Below are 19,251 nucleotides of genomic sequence, written 5' to 3' on the forward strand. Positions count from 1 at the left end.
AAAAAATGCATAAACTAAGTCAGTTCAATACGACTACTCACCTTAAGATAATTATATAATTTTAAATAAAAAATCTAAAAGAATTGTAGAAATTAAATTTAATGTGAGACTTTCTGAAAATATCCAATCAACAGCTCAAATTTTTTACTATTTAATTTGAGGCTTTGGAAGTTAAGCATATCAAAAAGTATAGTAACTTCCCTTTATGAAAGCAAAAATAGGTACTATTCCCGTTCAAGAATTACCGAAGCAAAATTCAGGTAGATCATTCGCTTTTTTGCCATGTATTTTACTGCATCAGATACCGCCAAACTCACCCATATTTCTGTACGTTCTATCAATACAATTTATATTACGCTACGCAGAAAAATTGCCGTCCAATGTGAAGAAATTTCGCCTTTTAACGGCATTGTAGAACTCTATGAATCCTACTTTGGTGCTCGTCGTGTTCGAGGGAAACGAAGACATGGTGCATCAGGAAAAACCATTGTATTTGGGCTACTCAAACGGGATGGAAATGTGTATACAGAAATTGTGCCTGATTGTTCCAAAGCCACGCTAAAAGTGATTATCAGTGGTCATATAGAGCTTGATTCAGTGATCAATACTGATGGCTGGAGAGGCTATGATGGCTTGGTTGATATTGGCTTTGACAAGCATTTAAGAGTGAATCATGGTGATAATGAATTTGCCTGTGGAGAACGTCATATTAATGGCATAGAATCATTTTGGGGTTATGCTAAAAAAAGGCTCATCAAGTTTAACGGAATTGACAAAAAGATGTTTTTTTGCATCTTAAAGAAACGGAGTATTGCTTCAATCATCGGCATAGTAATTTATACCTCGATTTGCTTAAATTACTCCGTAATGACTCTCTTTAACTTCCTAAGCCCCAACATTTTTTATACTCATTTCCTATCCTATCCAAAATCATCTTGTTTTTACTTTTTAGATCCAGCATTTGATGAGGGGTAAACATCTAGATAAAAAATAAGCCCTTGCAAATACAAGGGCTTATTTAAGAATTTGGCGGAAGCGGTGAGATTCGAACTCACGGAGGACTCACACCCTCGTCGGTTTTCAAGACCGGTGCATTAAACCGCTCTGCCACGCTTCCATGTGCGCAAGAATACTAAGCTTTTTTATTTCTGACAAGAGAAATATATACTTAAACTATTCAAATGCATATTGTTTCATCAATTTTGCATTTTTTGCTTAAAGTTTAGCTGCTAATTCAGCCCCTTCACGTATTGCACGTTTTGCATCGAGCTCACCAGCAAGCTTCGCACCACCAATAATATGATAATTGGCCAATGTCGACTCACCTTCTCTTGGCATTAAATCCTTCACAGACTCTTGTCCTGCACAGACTACAATCGTATCAACACGTAAAAGTTGATCATGACCATTGGTTTCAATCCATAAACCTTCATTCGTCACAGCTTTATACTGCACACCTCGCATCATTCTTACTGCATGCTTTTTCAATTGCGCACGGTGTACCCAACCTGAGGTTTTACCTAAACCGATACCTAAAGGCGTAGTTTTACGCTGCATTAAATAAATCTGACGAATGGGTGGCTCAACTTCTGCTGGAACAAAACCACCTTCAGTCATATAGTTTGGATTGGGATCAACACCCCATTCACGCATCCAATCTGACAAAGGCTGAGGTTGTGGCTGATGCTCTGGTTTTAATAAAAACTCAGAGACATCAAAACCAATTCCCCCTGCGCCGATTACAGCGACACTGTGTCCTACTTTTGCACCACGTAAAACTTCTGCATAGGATAAAACTTGGGGTGCATCACTTCCTTCAATTTTTAGATCTCTCGGAATAACCCCGGTTGCTACCACGACATCATCAAAACCTTCACGTTCAAGTTGTTCACGATTCACTTTGGTATTTAAACGTAAATCCACACCTGTTTTTTCAATCTGCACTTTAAAATATCGAATGGTTTCATGAAACTCTTCTTTTCCTGGAACAACTTTCGCTAAATTAAACTGACCACCCACTTCACTTGACGCTTCAAATAATGTCACATGATGGCCTCGTTCAGCGGCAATCGTTGCTGCAGACATTCCTGCAACACCACCACCAACGACAGCAATTTTCTTCGGCTTCTTGGTTTTAATATAAACCAGTTCTGTTTCATGAGCGGCGCGCGGGTTAACCAAACAACTCGCACGTTTATTTTGGAAACTATGATCCAAACAAGCTTGGTTACATGCGATACAGGTATTAATTTCATCAACACGGTTAGTTGCAGTTTTATTCACCCAAAATGCATCTGCCAATAATGGACGCGCCATTTGCACCATGTCTGCTTTACCAGAAGCCAAAATTTCTTCAGCGGTATCAGGCATATTGATACGGTTAGATGCAATCACAGGAACAGACACATGCTTCTTAACTTCAGCCGTGTAATCTACAAAGGCTGCACGTGGTACGGATGTTACAATAGTAGGAACACGTGCTTCATGCCAACCAATCCCTGTATTTAACAAGGTCACTCCAGCTTTTTCTAAAGCTTGAGCAACCGTAATAACTTCATGCATGGTATTGCCATCATGCACTAAATCCAACATCGATAAACGGAAACAAATAATAAACTTTTCACCGACTTTAGCACGAATCGCTTTTACGATTTCAACGGCAAAACGCATACGGTTTTCAATTGGACCACCCCAACGATCTTCACGTTGATTAACATGAAGACTTAAAAACTGATTCAAAAGATAGCCTTCCGAACCCATAATTTCTACACCGTCATAGCCTGCTTTTTTTGCTAGACTCGCCGTTTCAGCATAATCTTGAATCGTTTCAAGAATAAGTTTCTCACTCATTTGGCGTGGCTTAAATACTGAAATAGGCGATTTGATTGGGCTTGCTGACACAACAAATGGCTGATACCCATAACGTCCTGCATGTAAAATTTGCATGAGGATTTTTGCGCCATGCTTATGTACAGCATGTGTGACTAAACGATGTGGTGCAATATCCCCCAAAGTGTTCATTGTGCCGCCCGCAGGAAGTAACCATCCCTGACGATTCGGTGAAATACCGCCTGTAATGATCAGCCCAACACCACCCTTTGCACGTTCACCAAAATATGCAGCCAGCTTGGGATAATTGTAAAAACGATCTTCTAACCCCGTATGCATCGAACCCATCACGACACGATTTTTAATGGTCGTAAATCCCAAATGAAGCGGTTTTAAAATATTTGCATAGCGAGTTGTCATGATGAATCCTTTAATATTTGGCTTTGCAACTTGTTGCATACTACTTTATCTATTTTTAACATTTTTGGGATGACTTTTATTGTTATTTTCAGCGTAGATAGAGTCAATCATGCCTATAGATATGGCATTTAACGATTACAGCAATCATTCTCTATATACAGCTTTACAACAATTTCTAGAATTCAACCAAGCAATTTTGAAATATGCTTATTAAAAACTTTTAGAAATTGAGCATATTAACGATATGAACCATCCTATATTTTTAACAAGTTCACATTTGAACCATATGCCTGTAGGCAGTCAAAATCAATGGGCTAATTTTTTCAAAACTGCATCTTTTGAACTTGAAGCAAATGCTTTTATTCCTATTCTATGGCTCATGCTATTTAAACAAGATAATATTTTATGGGCAAAATACACAGATGATTTAGATATAAATGATGAACGGTCACTTGATGATTTAAAAGACTATCAAAATACCTTTGGTGATCATTATTATGCTTATTTGGTGATAGATCAAAAACAAGCTTTAATTAACTTAGAAAACCATCAACCCATTTTTACCGCGATTTTTGGAACTGAGAATAACATTCACTTTGAACAGTTTAAGTCACTGATTGAACAACACTATCCGCAATATATTTTATTAAGAACCAGTGGATTACCTATCCATTCAAATGATGCAAATTTTTTAATTCAACCATTACAACATATTGAAAATTTTCAATATGATCATAGCAATCACGATGAGTTTTTCGCACTTCAAAGAGCAGATTTAGCGGGTTTTGATGATCATCCTTATTTCTTTTATGGAGTAAACAATAACGTCATCTATGAACCCATAAATAAAGTAAACCCATTACAAGAAAACCAATCTTTAAATCTAGCCAAATCTACAGGATTGATCCTCATTATTTGTACCAGCATTGTGGTGATCATTACTCTTGTTGTTTGGTTTACGACCTATTCCATACGTTATGCTGTTTTGGTTTTTTTAATCAGCGCAATGGTGTTTGGTTTTATTTCTTCAAAATTAGGACAACAAAAGTAAAAATCAGCCATACTCAATATGGCTGATCAATCTACTCATTCATAAGCACTCACTTATCGCGAGGCAATACATAAAACTACTTCCAGTATTTTAATTTACTGGTTTGGCCAATTCCGACATTAAAGCTATTGGTTGGATCTAAGTTTTGATAATGATTTTTTAAAGCAGGCTTGGCAATATATAAATGTCCAACATTATGTTCAGCTGGATATTCTGCACCTCGACGATCTAACAAATGCCACATTTGATGTTCCATTGCTAAAGGATCAACCCCTTTTTTGACAATATAATCCTGATGGAATACGTGACATAGAAAATGACCATAATACAATTTGTGCAGAATTAACTCATCCATTTCCTGAGGTAAAGTTTCTACCCATTCACGGTCATTACGGCGTAAGGCAATATCTAATGCCACAATATCTTCAACCTCTGAACGATGGGTATCTCGATAACGTATTGCAGCACCAGCAACTGCAAAACGATGTAAAAATGCTTTACGCCCTTCCTCGTCAGTGCAGTGGAAATAATCACCCGATGTTTTACTTTGGAAATAATCTTTTAAAAATGCTTGGACCTGTTCAACATCCTGATTTTCAATACGAATCACCAAATGATGCTCATACAAATCCCGAAACTCATTCATACGTTTCGGTAAATGGCTTGGCATAAATTTGGTGATCAGTTGTAAGACCTTATCCGACAAACCACGTAAACCTACTTTTTCCAAATATCCATCAACTTTATCTTTCATCGCAAATGCAGCAGGTACTTTGGCTGTACCAAATTTCTCGATAAACATAAAGGTATCTTTACCGTATTCCGCACCAATATCATAAGCAACGCGGTGAATATATTCCCCCGCGATCGGTAAGCGTGGTAAATCTTTGAGTAGAAAACGGCGAATTTCAGTCAAATCATCATGTGAATTTGTACCGACATAGAACACTTGACTGGGTATTTTCTCAAAAGTATCTAAACGAACAGCAAAGACACACACTTTCCCTGCTGAGCCTGATGCTTCAAATAATCGTGATGGATCAGCATTAAACCGTGCAGGAGTATTTTCATCGACCTGTTTAACATCGTGCGCATAACGATGATCCGATGCACAACACTCTGAATTGTTAATCACATCATTGGCTTGGTAATTTTTATTCTCAAGCTTGGTTAGGATTTCTTCTGGAGTCACACCTAGATTTACACCTAAATGATTCACCAATTCTAATTCACCAGACACATTTATACGTGCATAAAGCGCCAATTCAGTATATGCAGGACCACGACGAACCAATGCACCACCAGAGTTATTACACACACCACCTAAAACTGATGCACCAATACATGAAGATCCAATCACAGAATGAGGCTCACGGTTAAATTGTGCTAATTCTTTTTCAAGTCGATCCAGTGTCGCTCCCGGTAAGCAAATCACTTGCTGACCTTGATTAATCACTTGAATACCCACCAAGCGTCGTGTACTCATTAAAATCACAGGGCGATCATAATCATCACCAAATGGCGTAGACCCCCCTGTCAAACCTGTATTTGCTGCTTGCATAATCACGACACAATCTGCATTTACCGCAGTTTGTAAAACTTGCCATTGCTCAAGCAAAGTTCCTGGAACAACAACAGCAAGCACTTGACCTGATCCATAACGGCGTCCCTGACGATAAAGCCGAGTATCATTGTCATCAATTAAAACGTGTTGTTTACCAACAATATTAATGAGTTTTTGAATGATGTGTTTAGTAGAGGATTGGGTGTTCATCGTTGTTATTTCCAATTATTCAAATCCCCCTAAATCTCCCTTTTCCAAAGGGGGACTTTTCACCTAAAACTATTCCTAGTTGGTATAGCTCCTCCCTTTTTTAAAGGGAGGTTAGGAGGGATTATCTATGAATAGCGATACTTTTATATGAGAAACATTTATTTATAAAGTAGGAATCACCCCACCAACCCTTTCTCTAACTTCACTAAACAATCCGAAGTAATATCGGCAATTGTTTTCGCACCAGTTAAAGTCATTGCAACGCGCATTTCTTTATCAATCAACTCCAACAGATTTGAAACACCTTCACCGCCTGCCGCACCCAAGGCATATACAAATGCACGACCCAACATACATGTGTCTGCACCCAATGCCAGCATACGTACAACGTCCAAGCCATTACGAATACCAGAATCCGCTAGAATTTTAATATCGCCTTTCACCGCATCTGCAATTGGCGGAAGTGCACGTGCAGAAGATAAAACGCCATCGAGCTGACGACCACCATGGTTCGAAACCACAATACCGTCTGCGCCAAAACGTACAGCATCTTTTGCATCTTCAGGATCAAGAATTCCTTTGATCACCATTGGGCCATCCCAAAACTCACGGATCCACTCAAGGTCTTTCCATGAAATAGAAGGGTCAAAGTTATTTCCAAGCCAGCCGATATAATCTTCAAGACCAGTCGGTTTACCTAAATATTTAGAAATATTGCCTAAATCATGTGGACGTCCTAACAGACCAACATTCCACGCCCAATGTGGGTGGAAACATGACTGCATATAGCGACGCATCGCTGCATTTGGCCCACTCATCCCTGAGTGTGCATCACGATAACGTGCACCAGGAACAGGCATATCCACAGTGAATACCAATGTTGAACAACCAGCTGCCTTCGCACGTTCCAAGGCATTTCGCATGAAACCACGGTCACGTAATACATATAACTGAAACCACATTGGACGATTAATCGCAGGTGCAACTTCTTCAATTGGACATACTGAAACTGTTGATAATGTAAAAGGAATCCCTTTTTTATCAGCAGCTACAGCAGCTTGTACTTCACCACGACGTGCATACATTCCTGTAAGCCCTACAGGTGATAAAGCAACTGGCATAGACAAAGTTTCATCAAACAGCTTGGTCTCTAAACTCAACTGTGACATATCATTTAAAACACGTTGTCTTAACGCAATTTTTGATAAATCTTCCACATTGCGTTTTAGTGTATATTCCGCATATGCACCACCATCGATGTAATGAAAAAGAAATGGCGGTAAACGACGTCGTGCGGCTTCACGATAGTCATTTGCAGAAGAAATAATCATGTTTATATCCTGTTCAATCGACTTGCACGTTGACGACGAGCCTCTTCCTCATCAATCATACGTACTTGCTGTACTACAAATTCTATATGTCCACACACTGCATCACGTGCAGCATCTGGATCATGACGTTCAATTGCATCCATCACTTGAAAATGTTGATCATGCAATTGATCAAAACGGCGAGCTTCGGAGTAGACTTTGCGACGTCCCAAAACCACATTAAATTGCAACAAATCAAACAGCCCACGCATCATCTGAATCAACACTAAATTGTGTGATGCTTCCGCGATAGCTAAATGAAATTTTGCATCTGCATTCGATGCCTGATCATCATCACCTAAAGACTGAAAATAAGTAATCTGGTCATAGTAATAACGAATCTTTTCAATATCTTCTTTGGTTGCACGCTGTGCTGCATACCATGCTGAGCCACCTTCTAAAATTGTACGTGCTTCCTGTACATCGAAACGATATGCAGGATCTTCATCAATCAGATTACTCAACGGCTCAACAATTTGATACTGAGACCAATTTACTGGCAATTGTTGCAAATAGGTTCCCGCTCCAACTTTACTGACCAGCATACCCAAGCTGGTCAGTTGTGAAAGTGCTTCTCTCAAAGAAGAACGAGAAACACCAAGTTGCTCACACAGTTTACGTTCAGCAGGTAATCGCTCTCCAACTTGCATATTTTTTTCTTCAATTAACATGCGAAGACTTTGTACGACTTTATCGGAGACTTTCATCTGCTTTCCTCAGTTACATCAATCGAGTGTCATGGAATCATCCATGGGAACACATAGGCTTGTAGGGTAATAATAATACCGATCATTACTGTAAACGTTATACTGTGTTTAACTGTAAAACGGAACAGATCAGACTCTTTACCCACTAAGCCAACTGCGGCACAAGCGATTGCAATAGACTGTGGAGAAATCATTTTACCTGTCACACCACCACTGGTATTTGCTGCAACGAGTAGAACTTCTGGTACACCAATTTGCTGTGCAGTTGTAGCCTGTAAAGCCGCAAATAGAGCATTTGCAGAAGTATCTGAACCTGTAAGGAATACACCTAACCATCCTAAGAATGGCGAGAAGAAAGTAAATGCATGACCTGTATGTGCAAGCGCTAAGGCCAATGTTGCAGACATTCCTGAATAATTCGCGATAAAAGCGAAAGCTAACACCATACCAATTGAATAAATTGGAATTTTTAATTCATTAATAGTTTCACCAAAAGTAACTACAGCTTCCTTTGGCTTCATTTTTAAGAAAATAATGGTGATGATCGCTGCAATCAGAATCGCTGTACCCGTTGCTGAGAACCAGTCAAACTTATAAATCGCATCATAATCTTTGACTTCAGGAACAACGGGTGGCATTTTTTGCACAAGTTGATGCAAATAAGGCACTTTGATTGAAATCACCATATCGTGCAATGCACCATCTTTGGCAAATAAATCCTTGAATGGTTTTACACTCCAAATGGTGACCATCACCGTTAAAATTGCAAATGGTGACCATGCTTTAGCAATCTGAGCAATTGAATATTTCTTTTGCTTTTGTTCTGCTAAATTTTCATCGATATTACTATCTTCATTGGCAAAACGGAAAATGTGTTTTGGCTGCCAATATTTCAATAAAATCGTTAATGAAACCAATGAAGCAATAGCAGCTGTAATATCAGGAAGTTCAGGACCAACGAAGTTTGATGTTAAATACTGCGCCAATGCAAATGAACCACCGCCAACAATAACTGCAGGCCAAGTTTCTTTTACACCACGCCAACCATCCATGATCGCCATAATCCAGAACAACACAATAATCACCATAAATGGTAACTGACGTCCCACCATTTGGCTGATTTCCATGGTTTCAACACCTGAAACCTGCCCTGCAACAATGATCGGGATCCCCATTGCACCAAATGCAACAGGTGCAGTATTCACAATCAAACACAATCCAGCTGCGTAGAGAGGTTTAAAGCCAAGACCCACCAGCAGTGCTGCTGTAATTGCAACTGGCGCACCAAAACCTGCCGCACCTTCAAGGAAAGTACCAAATGCAAAACCAACAAAAAGCATTTGTAAGCGCTGATCTTCAGTAATCGACAGAATCGAAGAACGAATAACATCGAACTGCCCTGTTTTTACTGAAATTTTATAAAGGAATACTGCGCCAATAATGATCCATGCAATGGGCCATAAACCATAGAAAAAGCCATAAACCATTGAAGCAAATGCCATCATCATCGGCATTTTATAAGCAAATAATGAAACAAGAAGTGCCAATACAACCGTAATTGTACCCGCAACACTACCTTTCATACGAAAAACAGCGAGGGCTAAAAAGAAGAAAATAATCGGAATCAGAGCAATCAAACTGGAAATCCAGATATTGCCCATAGGATCATAAATTTGTTGCCATTGTTGAAGCATTGTCATCTCCTTGAAATGCTTTCAGGAAAGTATCATATGGTCAGATCAGTTATTCATCTTTTAGTTAAATTGGTATGACCAATAAAACAATAAAGTAAAAAAAATCTGTTAATTTCGCCTTAATAGTAATTTCTGATGATTTAAAGATCAATACAAGAATGAAAATAATTTTATTGGTCATACCAATTTTAAGATATTTTTATAATTGCTATCTGTGCATTAGACAAACTATTTTTCAAGGGATCAATGAAATGGTTTGTTTTTACTTATTTTTCTCAAGTGATTATTTTTTTACAATGCTACATTAAACTTTAGTCTAATAAGCGGTTTTTAATCCACATCATCTGTATTTATTTTATCGCTGTATAAGCTGACTTTAAGTCTTTTACACACAAGAAAAGAACCATGATTAAAGGCCATTTCTCCTACAAAACCACCCAAAAAATATGCAGTATGATTAATCAATGCATTATAAAATATATAGATCAAATCCAAAGTTAGAATAAATACGATAATCCAATGTGGTATTGATAAAAATCTGATTATTGTTATTTGCTACTACGTTATCCTTTGATCTAGTCTTGAGTTAGATCACCTCATTCTTATCGTATAAGCTTATATTTTTAAGATATTAATCTATTTTTTAAATGAAAAAAGAATATTTCCAGCCTCAACACCCTAAAAAATGTATTGAAGGGTGTTATAATGCTGCGTTAATAAAATTCTCTTCGGCTACCAAAATATATGGTGCCTATTTCGAAATAGTTAGGACTCACAATGACTGATAATGCAACGATCTTGCAGAATGTACCAGTAGGCAAAAAAGTCGGTATCGCCTTCTCTGGTGGTCTAGACACTTCAGCAGCTTTATTGTGGATGAAGCAAAAAGGCGCAGAACCTTATGCTTATACAGCAAACCTAGGTCAACCTGATGAAGATGACTATGATGCAATTCCACGTAAAGCTGAAGCATACGGCGCTGTAAAAGCTCGCTTAGTAGACTGCCGCTTACAACTTGCATTGGAAGGTATTGCTGCGATTCAATGTGGTGCATTTCATATCAGCACAGGTGGTGTTCCTTATTTCAACACAACGCCTTTAGGTCGTGCCGTAACAGGAACCATGCTTGTTACAGCAATGAAAGAAGACGATGTAAATATTTGGGGCGATGGTTCAACTTATAAAGGTAACGATATTGAACGTTTCTATCGTTATGGTTTATTGACCAATCCTGATCTTAAAATTTACAAACCTTGGTTAGACCAACAATTCATTGATGAATTGGGCGGTCGTGCTGAAATGTCGCAATTCTTAATCGACAATGGTTTTGACTATAAAATGTCGAAAGAAAAAGCCTATTCAACAGATTCAAACATGTTGGGTGCGACACATGAAGCTAAAGATTTAGAATATCTGAATGCGGGTATCAAAATCGTTGATCCAATCATGGGCGTGGCTTTCTGGAAAGATGACGTTAAAATTGAAGCGGAAGAAGTTTCTGTAACGTTTGAAGAAGGCTTCCCTATTGCATTAAACGGTAAACGTATTGAAGATCCAGTTGAATTCATTCTAGAAGCCAATCGTATCGGTGGTCGTCATGGTCTAGGTATGTCAGACCAAATCGAAAACCGTATTATCGAAGCAAAATCACGCGGAATTTATGAAGCACCAGGCATGGCATTACTACATATTGCTTATGAACGTCTTGTGACGGGTATTCATAATGAAGATACGATTGAACAATATCGTATTAACGGCTTACGTTTAGGCCGTTTATTGTATCAAGGTCGTTGGTTCGACTCTCAAGCATTGATGCTTCGTGAAACTGCACAACGTTGGGTGGCTAAAGCTATTACAGGTACTGTGACTTTAGAACTTCGTCGTGGTAATGACTATACCATTATGAACACTGAATCTGAAAACCTCACTTATGAAGCTGAGCGTTTAACGATGGAGAAAGGTGATTCAATGTTTACGCCAATGGATCGTATTGGTCAGCTGACTATGCGTAACCTCGATATTACCGATACACGTGCAAAATTAGGTATTTATACAAATACTGGATTACTTGCAGTAGGTACAGGCTCTGCTGTTCCTCAACTAAAAGATAAGAACAAATAAGTTCGTTTAATTAGAACGAATGCAAAAACCGCCAACAATGGCGGTTTTTTTTATGACAGAATTTTAATCATAAAATATTGATCAATTAAATTAAGACTCGACAGTATCTTTTTGAGATTGTTCCAAGACAGGTTTGTCTTGTTGTTCTTGTTGCTTTTTCAACTCCATCTTTTCAGCATGTTGTTGACGCATTTGATCATACTTTCTTTTCGTTTCAGCATCACTTTTAGCAGCAACAAACGCCATTCCAACCAAAAATATTGGAAATAATAAACCGAGTGAGGCAAGAATATAAACTTTAGGAAATTTTTTCGAACTTGTCTGCGTCATGAATTTACATCAATCAATACCAATTTGGCTGATCAATATAACAGAAGATTTTCGATATACAAATTTTGCTTTTTTAGCATTTTTTCATCATGAAAAGAGAAAGAGCCGAAGCTCTTCCTTTTGATTTTTAACTATTGTGTTGCAGGCATTTTTTGTTTAATGAATGCAACCAGTTGCGGGTTCATTTCAACAATGGCTTGTGTATGACTTGCGCCAACCACAGGTAAGAATGTCACATCTGTACCCAAATCTTTTAAACCTTGTTGTAAAGCATTGGTCACAGGATAAGGCACAGCCATATCCGCAGTCCCTTGAATGATCATTACAGGGCTATTAATTTTCTTGGTTGCAGGTTGATTATCAACTAAGAACTTTTTCACCGTTGGATTTTCTTGGAAGTCCCCTGCTAAGCCTGGGTAATCCAAGACGCTTTTACCCGAATTATTGACTAAGAAATCACGAATATCCCCAGCAAACTTATTATGCAAGTCATCTAAGCATAAGCCATTTTCACCTGTAGTACCTTCAGCAAATTCTGCAATTGCTCTTGAACGCTCTTGGAAAACCTCACGGTAATTAAATTTAGGTTCATAAGCGGTAACGCCCACTGTCGTATAAGCAGCATAAGCCAATAACTCTGCGTAGACTTCAACAGCAGTTCCTACAGGTAGCTTGCCCTCTTGTTCTTGTTGAAGAATACCTCGAATGGCTTGCGGAGCAACAACGGAAATAATGTAACCTAAACTTGAAGCAGGTGCACCAGCAACCGCACCTTTAAAGTTTGAATCGTTATTAGAAAGTTCAGCTGTTCCCAAAGATGCATGCCCCCCTTGAGATTGACCAACTGACATCCATTGACCATTAATTTGACTACCATAATGATCTTTATAGGCTTTTACTGCATAAATAGCAGAATTTGCTTCACTTTTTAAATTTAAATATGGATGCATTCCCGCTGTGCCCAAGCCTTCATAATCTGGCGCAACAATAACATAGCCTTCTGCCAATAAACTTTCAGCCATGTTTTTAAAGCGTGGATTAAATGCATTATTGCTCGGTGCACAACTATCGCCCACCCCAACTGTGCCATGCTCCCAGACCACAATTTTCCAGCCATTGGCAGGGCGGGTCGTTTTAGGTACAAAAACCATTGCAGTGGCTTTCTTGGTTTCACCCAAAACATTAGGCATGTTATAAGTCATCACTTTGACTGAGGCTGCCGATGTCATGCTATCTAAATTATAAGGCTTCTCTGAAACATAGTTTTTATTGGTAGACCACTGATTATTATCATTATCATCGTCATTACATGCAGCAAGGAATAATGTCGTACTACATGTAATAGCAAGTAATGTCCGTTTAAGTATAATATTCATAAATCACCCTGTATTTGTCTTGTATTTTTACAGACTTCATGTCTTTTTATAATTAAACATAAAAAAAAGCACCTTGCCAGTGCGCTTTCATTCATAAAGCTAACCAAATTCAATATCTTTAAACAATCTATGACCGTATTCACATTAAAATATTCATTATTTTCAGTTCTATACTGTACGTAAGATCTTTAAATACTTAAGAATACGTTTATGCATATTTCTTCAAAAATTTATATGAACGAAACAAATATTCCTATAAAAATCATTAAACCCACCCAGCGATTATGACGAAATGCCCAAAAACAACGCTGTGGATCTCGATCATTGGTTTTTGTCCATTGATAAATAAAATCAGCACACACCAATAACAAAGCGGTTAACCCAAATGGAATCAGAATATTTTCAAGGTAAAATGCTGTAGCAATGAGCACAATACTCAAAGCTTGAAGTATTGAAATCATTTCAATATCGTATTTACCAAATAAAATTGCTGTAGATTTCACCCCAATTTTTAAATCATATTCACGGTCTGTGATCGCATATTGTGTATCGTAAGCCACTGTCCAAGCCAAATTACCAAAATACAGTAACCAACAAGTTAAATTAGGTTCAACACCCACAGCGCTATAACCCATTGGAATTGACCATGAGAATGCTGCACCTAAAAATACTTGTGGCAAATGAGTATATCGCTTCATAAACGGATAAATGAAAGCTAAGAACAATGCACCAAATGACCAGTAAAATGTTTCAATTGGCAGGAAAAATAACATGCAAGCACTGGCAGCAACTAAGGCTAAAAAGACAAAAATAGCTTCCTTAGCACTAATCACACCTGTCGCTAAAGGACGCGTTTTTGTACGTTCTACATGAGCATCCACTTTCCGATCTGCAAAATCATTGATTGCGCACCCTGCTGCACGCATAAAAATTGTCCCTAAAATCATGGGGATTAAAACACCCATTTCAGGAATACCTTTATTTGCAATCCACATTGCCCACATGGTCGGCCAAAAAACCAGTTCTGTACCAATCGGTTTATCAAATCGACATAAATAGTAATACGCTTCTAAACGTTGCTGCCATGTGATCTGCTGCATCATCGTCATAACAATCCTTCAATACTTATTTCGACATGTTTTGCTGTTTTAAAAATTGCTCAAAGGCAGGAAGAAAAGTTTCTTGAACAATAAACTTACAACCGTGCCAAGTATAACAACTTTGTCGTGTCCAACCGTCTTCAAGAAATAATACACGTCGTTCACATTGTGGATCGGTACGTTGAAACAGAAATTTGCCAATTGGCTTGTTTCGAATATGTTTAAATAAACGAGCCTTCGCATGAATACTTAAAATCGGAAAAATACTTTTTGCTTTTACCCATGGTTGTTCATCACAACCAAATAAATAACTTTCACGCACCCATGAGGTATGTTGATGCGGCATTTTCATCCATTGACTATCAATAAAAGTAAGTCTTTTATAATGTTCTTGAATAGGTTGAACACTAAAAATACCACCTGCAACATCAGTCAATTGTTGAGTAAGAGAACCTGAAGCATACAACCATGTTTTTAACTCTAAAGGAATCAGCCTTTGTTGACTATTGCATGATTGAGCCAATGTTCTCTCCTATTTTTCAATAAATACGCAGTTTAACTGAAAATATCAGATATAAGCAGATTAAGCGCAGAATATATCATCTAGATGAATATTTTCCTATTGATCATTCATTTTATAAAATGATGATTTTTATCTTATTTAGATAAATCCATAATAAAAAACCCGCACGAGGCGGGTTCTTGATTACTTAAATTCGAAAACGAATTACAAGCTGTAATACATATCAAATTCAACTGGGTGAGTTGTCGTGTTAAGACGACGAACATCTTCAGTTTTAAGTTCGATGTATGCATCTAACATTTCTTTAGTGAACACACCACCTTTAAGAAGGAAGTCTTGATCCGCTTTAAGTGCTTCAAGTGCCATGTCTAGGCTATGAGCAACTGTTGGGATTTTAGCTTCTTCTTCAGGAGGAAGATCATACAAGTTTTTATCAGCAGCTTCGCCTGGGTGAATCTTGTTTTGGATACCATCAAGACCAGCCATTAACAATGCTGCAAAACCTAAGTATGGGTTCATCATTGGATCTGGGAAACGTGCTTCGATACGCTTGCCTTTAGGGCTAGAAACGTAAGGAATACGGATAGAAGCAGAACGGTTACGTGCTGAGTAAGCAAGCATAATTGGTGCTTCAAAATGCGGAACTAAACGCTTATACGAGTTAGTAGAAGGGTTTGTGATTGCGTTCAACGCACGAGCATGCTTGATGATACCGCCAATGAAGTAAAGCGCCATTTCAGAAAGACCAGCGTATTCATCACCAGCAAACAAGTTCTTGCCATCTTTAGAGATCGACATATGAACGTGCATACCTGAACCATTATCACCAACCATTGGCTTAGGCATGAAAGTCGCAGTTTTTGCATATTGGTGCGCAACGTTCCAAACAGCATATTTGAACTGTTGAACTTCATCAGCTTTACGTACCATTGTGTTGAAACTTACACCAATTTCTAACTGGCATGATGCAACTTCGTGGTGATGAACTTCTACACGACCTGGGCCCATGATATCTTCGATACGAGCACACATTTCAGCACGCATATCTTGTGAAGAATCAACTGGAGGAACTGGGAAATAACCACCTTTAACACGTGGACGGTGACCTGAGTTACCCGCTTCGTAATCTTTACCAGTTGACCAAGCAGCTTCTTCAGCGATCAATGTATGGCGAGCACCAGACATGTCGATATCCCATTTAACTTCGTCAAAAACGAAGAATTCAGGTTCTGGACCAAAGAAAGCTGTATCGCCAATACCTGTAGATTTTAGATATTCTTCAGCACGACGAGCAATTGAACGCGGATCACGGTCATAACCTTGACCAGTTGATGGCTCAATAACATCACAAGTTACAACGACAGTTGCTTCAGCAAAGAACGGGTCAAGGAAAGCAGTTTCAGGATCTGGACGTAAAATCATGTCAGATGCTTCAATGCCTTTCCAACCAGCAATTGAAGAACCATCAAACATTTTACCATCTTCAAAAGTATCTTCATCGATAGTATCTGCTGGGTAGCTTACATGCTGCTCTTTACCTTTAGTATCCGTAAAGCGAAAATCGACCCATTTTGCGCCACTTTCTTGTATGAGTTGAAGGACCTTGTTCGCCATGCTCATTTGCTCCAATGCATTTTTGTTGCACTTACAAAGTGCGTGTTAGTAGTTGGTGTTTATATAGCAATTACCGTACCAACTCTTAAAATAGTTGCTAAAATATTGAATTCTTTATTAGAAAATAAGCTTAGCAACCTTTAATTTCTCACTATTATACTGAGTGTATTTAGAATTGCACTATATTCAAACACACTTACGAATTTTATATTGTAATGCACAATTTTAATGCACCAATCTTGTGCACCACTAAATATTTGTTTTAATTTGGTGCTTATTTTGCATTAGTTGAACTTATTTTCTAAACGTATTCAGATTTAACTTAAAAATAAAAAAAGCGTATTCATTCATACGCTTTTGAAAAACTACAATTAAATAAATATACAACTCAATAAGATGTAAATTCCATCAATAAATCAACCAAATTCAACTTCAGCTCTCGCAATCAATGCTTCAACCATAAGTAAAACATCATCTTTCTCTCTAGCATCAATTGCGAAAATAGGCATCGTTTGTTGATTCAAATGCATCCAGTCTTTATAAGGTTTTAATAAATGTTGTGGGTCTTCATCTACATGAGTCACACCAACCACAATATTATTCAAATATTCTTTGAATGTTTCAAAATAGAACTTTAAATCTTCAATCGCATCCTTTTGTGAATGGTCAATTAATACAATAGCCCCAATTGCACCTTTACAGATGACAGACCAAACAAAATCAAAACGATCTTGCCCTGGCGTTCCATACAAACCTACAACGACATCGTCATCTAGTTTGATTTCTCCGTAGTCAATTCCAACTGTCGTCAACGCCTTGCTATGTGATTGTTCATCCGTATTATGTGCTTCAGTTGAAAGAACCGATATTTCAGACAATGATTTGATTGCCGCAGTTTTACCTGCCCCCATCTTACCGCCAAATACAATTTTATATTTCTGTAGAATCACTTCATCACCTGTTGAATTTATTTCATTTTGACTAGACTATAAAATTTCATTTGAATTACACACAAAGCTTATCATTTGGACTGGACTGACATTATGTGTAAAACGACTATCTATTGATTCAGCTTACAGACCTAATTTCTTTCTCAACTTGCCAAAAAATCCGCGAAGTACACCAGATGATTCTTTTTCTTCCACCATCAATTTTGCATCGCTTGCAGGTATTTTTTGCAACACGTTACACAATACGGCAATCGAAACAAACTTATTAATCTGTTCTGAGCTGTATCCTGTTTTTTGAACCACTTGCTTCAGGTTTGCTCCCTGTTCAAAACAGGCAGCTATTTTAAACACCATTTTCCTTTCATTTTGAGGATCAGGTTGTGGCCAAAACTTTAATTTATAAAAATCTGGATGATTTTGATTAAAATCTAAATCTTCAGAATGCCATAACATGTTCCAAAGCCACGATGTTAAATCTTCACCCTGCATTAAACTGACTGACTGAGCCATTTGCATGGTTGCATAGGTATAGTTTAAAGAAGAATCTGTTCGTTGTAGTTTTCTTGTTTCATTGATCCAAACCTGTTGGGTTCGAATATTCATTAATGCAATATTACCTTTTGAATCAAAAACCTGAACATTCCCATTTCTTTCATTAAAAAACTCAGGAACAACTTTTTTTAAATCCATTTTTTGTGAAATTTTATTCACAAAACTTTCAGTTTTATTATTCACAGGAACACGTAGATACCGATCTTTGAACCATTGTCGAACCTCTTCGGTAGCCATAAAAGGCAAATACAGTTTATCGCCTTCAATCATGCCTGATTTTTCATTTTTATTGACTAGACGTAAATATGGGATTTTTTTTGCGCCAACTAAGTTCTGAATAGTTGCCGAGCTAAAAAACATGTCATTTACTAAAAGAATATCTAGATGAGGATCAGCAATATTTGCCCAACTTACTTTCAAGGCGTCATCATACAGTGATTGAACTTTTTGCTTAATATTTTCAAGTACATTTAGACTTAAGCCAAATATAGCAATTTTTACTTCTTCTTTCATCAATTCCCCCATATAGCCACACCCATAAAACGTGACAATATTAACATTTTATTTTAGAAAAAACATATGAATCACATTAAAAAACTAAAAAATTACAGAATAATTTATATTATTTTTACCTTATAAATTATAAAAATGTAATATCCATCTGATAAAAAAAATATTAAAACAACAATAATAGGAAAAATTTTCATTTAAAAATATAAGTTAATGTAAAACAACAATTTATTTTAGAATTAGAATATATTCAAAATACACAATACAGACCAAATGAATATAAAAATCATTCTCATATTTACTAAATGAGATGATATTAATTTAGACTTA

General features: G+C 37.5%; 14 protein-coding genes, 1 tRNA gene and 1 pseudogene. 3 read left to right on the plus strand and 13 right to left on the minus strand.

All coding sequences use genetic code 11. The features are described 5' to 3' along the window. Positions 1-282: 282 nt before the first annotated feature. A pseudogene (locus tag D7V20_RS12620) lies at positions 283-881 on the plus strand (IS1595 family transposase). Positions 882-1,027: 146 nt separating this feature from the next. On the opposite strand, the gene D7V20_RS12625 reads toward D7V20_RS12620, so the two are convergent. After that, positions 1,028-1,117 (minus strand) — tRNA-Ser (locus D7V20_RS12625). A 98-nt stretch (positions 1,118-1,215) separates the two neighbouring features. Beyond that, a complete protein-coding gene (locus tag D7V20_RS12630) occupies positions 1,216-3,249 on the minus strand; it encodes an NADPH-dependent 2,4-dienoyl-CoA reductase (protein ID WP_120384617.1) in 2,034 nt (677 codons plus the stop codon). A 244-nt stretch (positions 3,250-3,493) separates the two neighbouring features. Between D7V20_RS12630 and D7V20_RS12635 the strand changes: the two genes are divergently transcribed. Next, positions 3,494-4,300, plus strand: coding sequence for a hypothetical protein (locus D7V20_RS12635; RefSeq protein ID WP_120384589.1), 807 nt, complete (start codon positions 3,494-3,496; stop codon positions 4,298-4,300). Between the two features lie 76 nt (positions 4,301-4,376). On the opposite strand, the gene dld is transcribed toward D7V20_RS12635, so the two are convergent. From dld to lldP, 4 genes are all read right to left on the minus strand, one after another. After that, positions 4,377-6,074, minus strand: a complete 1,698-nt coding sequence (dld, locus tag D7V20_RS12640; RefSeq protein WP_120384590.1) for a D-lactate dehydrogenase — start codon at positions 6,072-6,074, stop codon at positions 4,377-4,379. A gap of 176 nt (positions 6,075-6,250) precedes the next feature. Continuing rightward, on the minus strand, positions 6,251-7,405 hold the full coding sequence (gene lldD / locus D7V20_RS12645; protein ID WP_120384591.1) for an FMN-dependent L-lactate dehydrogenase LldD: 1,155 nt from the start codon (positions 7,403-7,405) through the stop codon (positions 6,251-6,253). A gap of 2 nt (positions 7,406-7,407) precedes the next feature. Further along, the gene (gene lldR / locus D7V20_RS12650; RefSeq protein WP_120384592.1) at positions 7,408-8,151 is read right to left on the minus strand and encodes a transcriptional regulator LldR; all 744 of its coding nucleotides are present in this window, start codon (positions 8,149-8,151) and stop codon (positions 7,408-7,410) included. Between the two features lie 29 nt (positions 8,152-8,180). Then, positions 8,181-9,851, minus strand: coding sequence for an L-lactate permease (gene lldP / locus D7V20_RS12655; protein WP_171407818.1), 1,671 nt, complete (start codon positions 9,849-9,851; stop codon positions 8,181-8,183). Between the two features lie 771 nt (positions 9,852-10,622). On the opposite strand from lldP, the gene argG reads away from it, so the two are divergent. Continuing rightward, positions 10,623-11,966 carry an argininosuccinate synthase gene (argG, locus tag D7V20_RS12660; protein ID WP_120384594.1) on the plus strand — a complete coding sequence of 448 codons (1,344 nt, stop codon included), beginning with the start codon at positions 10,623-10,625 and terminating at the stop codon, positions 11,964-11,966. A 90-nt stretch (positions 11,967-12,056) separates the two neighbouring features. On the opposite strand, the gene D7V20_RS12665 is transcribed toward argG, so the two are convergent. The 7 genes from D7V20_RS12665 to D7V20_RS12695 form a co-directional block, all read right to left on the minus strand. Then, positions 12,057-12,296 carry a hypothetical protein gene (locus D7V20_RS12665; protein WP_120384595.1) on the minus strand — a complete coding sequence of 80 codons (240 nt, stop codon included), beginning with the start codon at positions 12,294-12,296 and terminating at the stop codon, positions 12,057-12,059. A gap of 131 nt (positions 12,297-12,427) precedes the next feature. Beyond that, on the minus strand, positions 12,428-13,672 hold the full coding sequence (locus tag D7V20_RS12670) for a lipase family protein (protein ID WP_120384596.1): 1,245 nt from the start codon (positions 13,670-13,672) through the stop codon (positions 12,428-12,430). Between the two features lie 230 nt (positions 13,673-13,902). After that, positions 13,903-14,781: a 4-hydroxybenzoate octaprenyltransferase gene (gene ubiA / locus D7V20_RS12675; RefSeq protein ID WP_120384597.1), complete on the minus strand. Its 879-nt coding sequence runs from the start codon at positions 14,779-14,781 to the stop codon at positions 13,903-13,905. A 16-nt stretch (positions 14,782-14,797) separates the two neighbouring features. Further along, positions 14,798-15,295 (minus strand): chorismate--pyruvate lyase family protein, encoded by a 498-nt coding sequence (locus D7V20_RS12680; RefSeq protein ID WP_120384598.1) that lies wholly within the window; start codon positions 15,293-15,295, stop codon positions 14,798-14,800. Between the two features lie 204 nt (positions 15,296-15,499). Beyond that, a complete protein-coding gene (gene glnA / locus D7V20_RS12685) occupies positions 15,500-16,915 on the minus strand; it encodes a type I glutamate--ammonia ligase (RefSeq protein ID WP_171407819.1) in 1,416 nt (471 codons plus the stop codon). A 410-nt stretch (positions 16,916-17,325) separates the two neighbouring features. After that, a complete protein-coding gene (locus tag D7V20_RS12690) occupies positions 17,326-17,859 on the minus strand; it encodes a GTP-binding protein (protein ID WP_120384600.1) in 534 nt (177 codons plus the stop codon). A gap of 123 nt (positions 17,860-17,982) precedes the next feature. Further along, on the minus strand, positions 17,983-18,924 hold the full coding sequence (locus D7V20_RS12695) for a hypothetical protein (RefSeq protein WP_120384601.1): 942 nt from the start codon (positions 18,922-18,924) through the stop codon (positions 17,983-17,985). Positions 18,925-19,251: the final 327 nt, after the last annotated feature.

It is taken from the genome of Acinetobacter rongchengensis (assembly GCF_003611475.1).
GTDB lineage: Bacteria > Pseudomonadota > Gammaproteobacteria > Pseudomonadales > Moraxellaceae > Acinetobacter > Acinetobacter rongchengensis.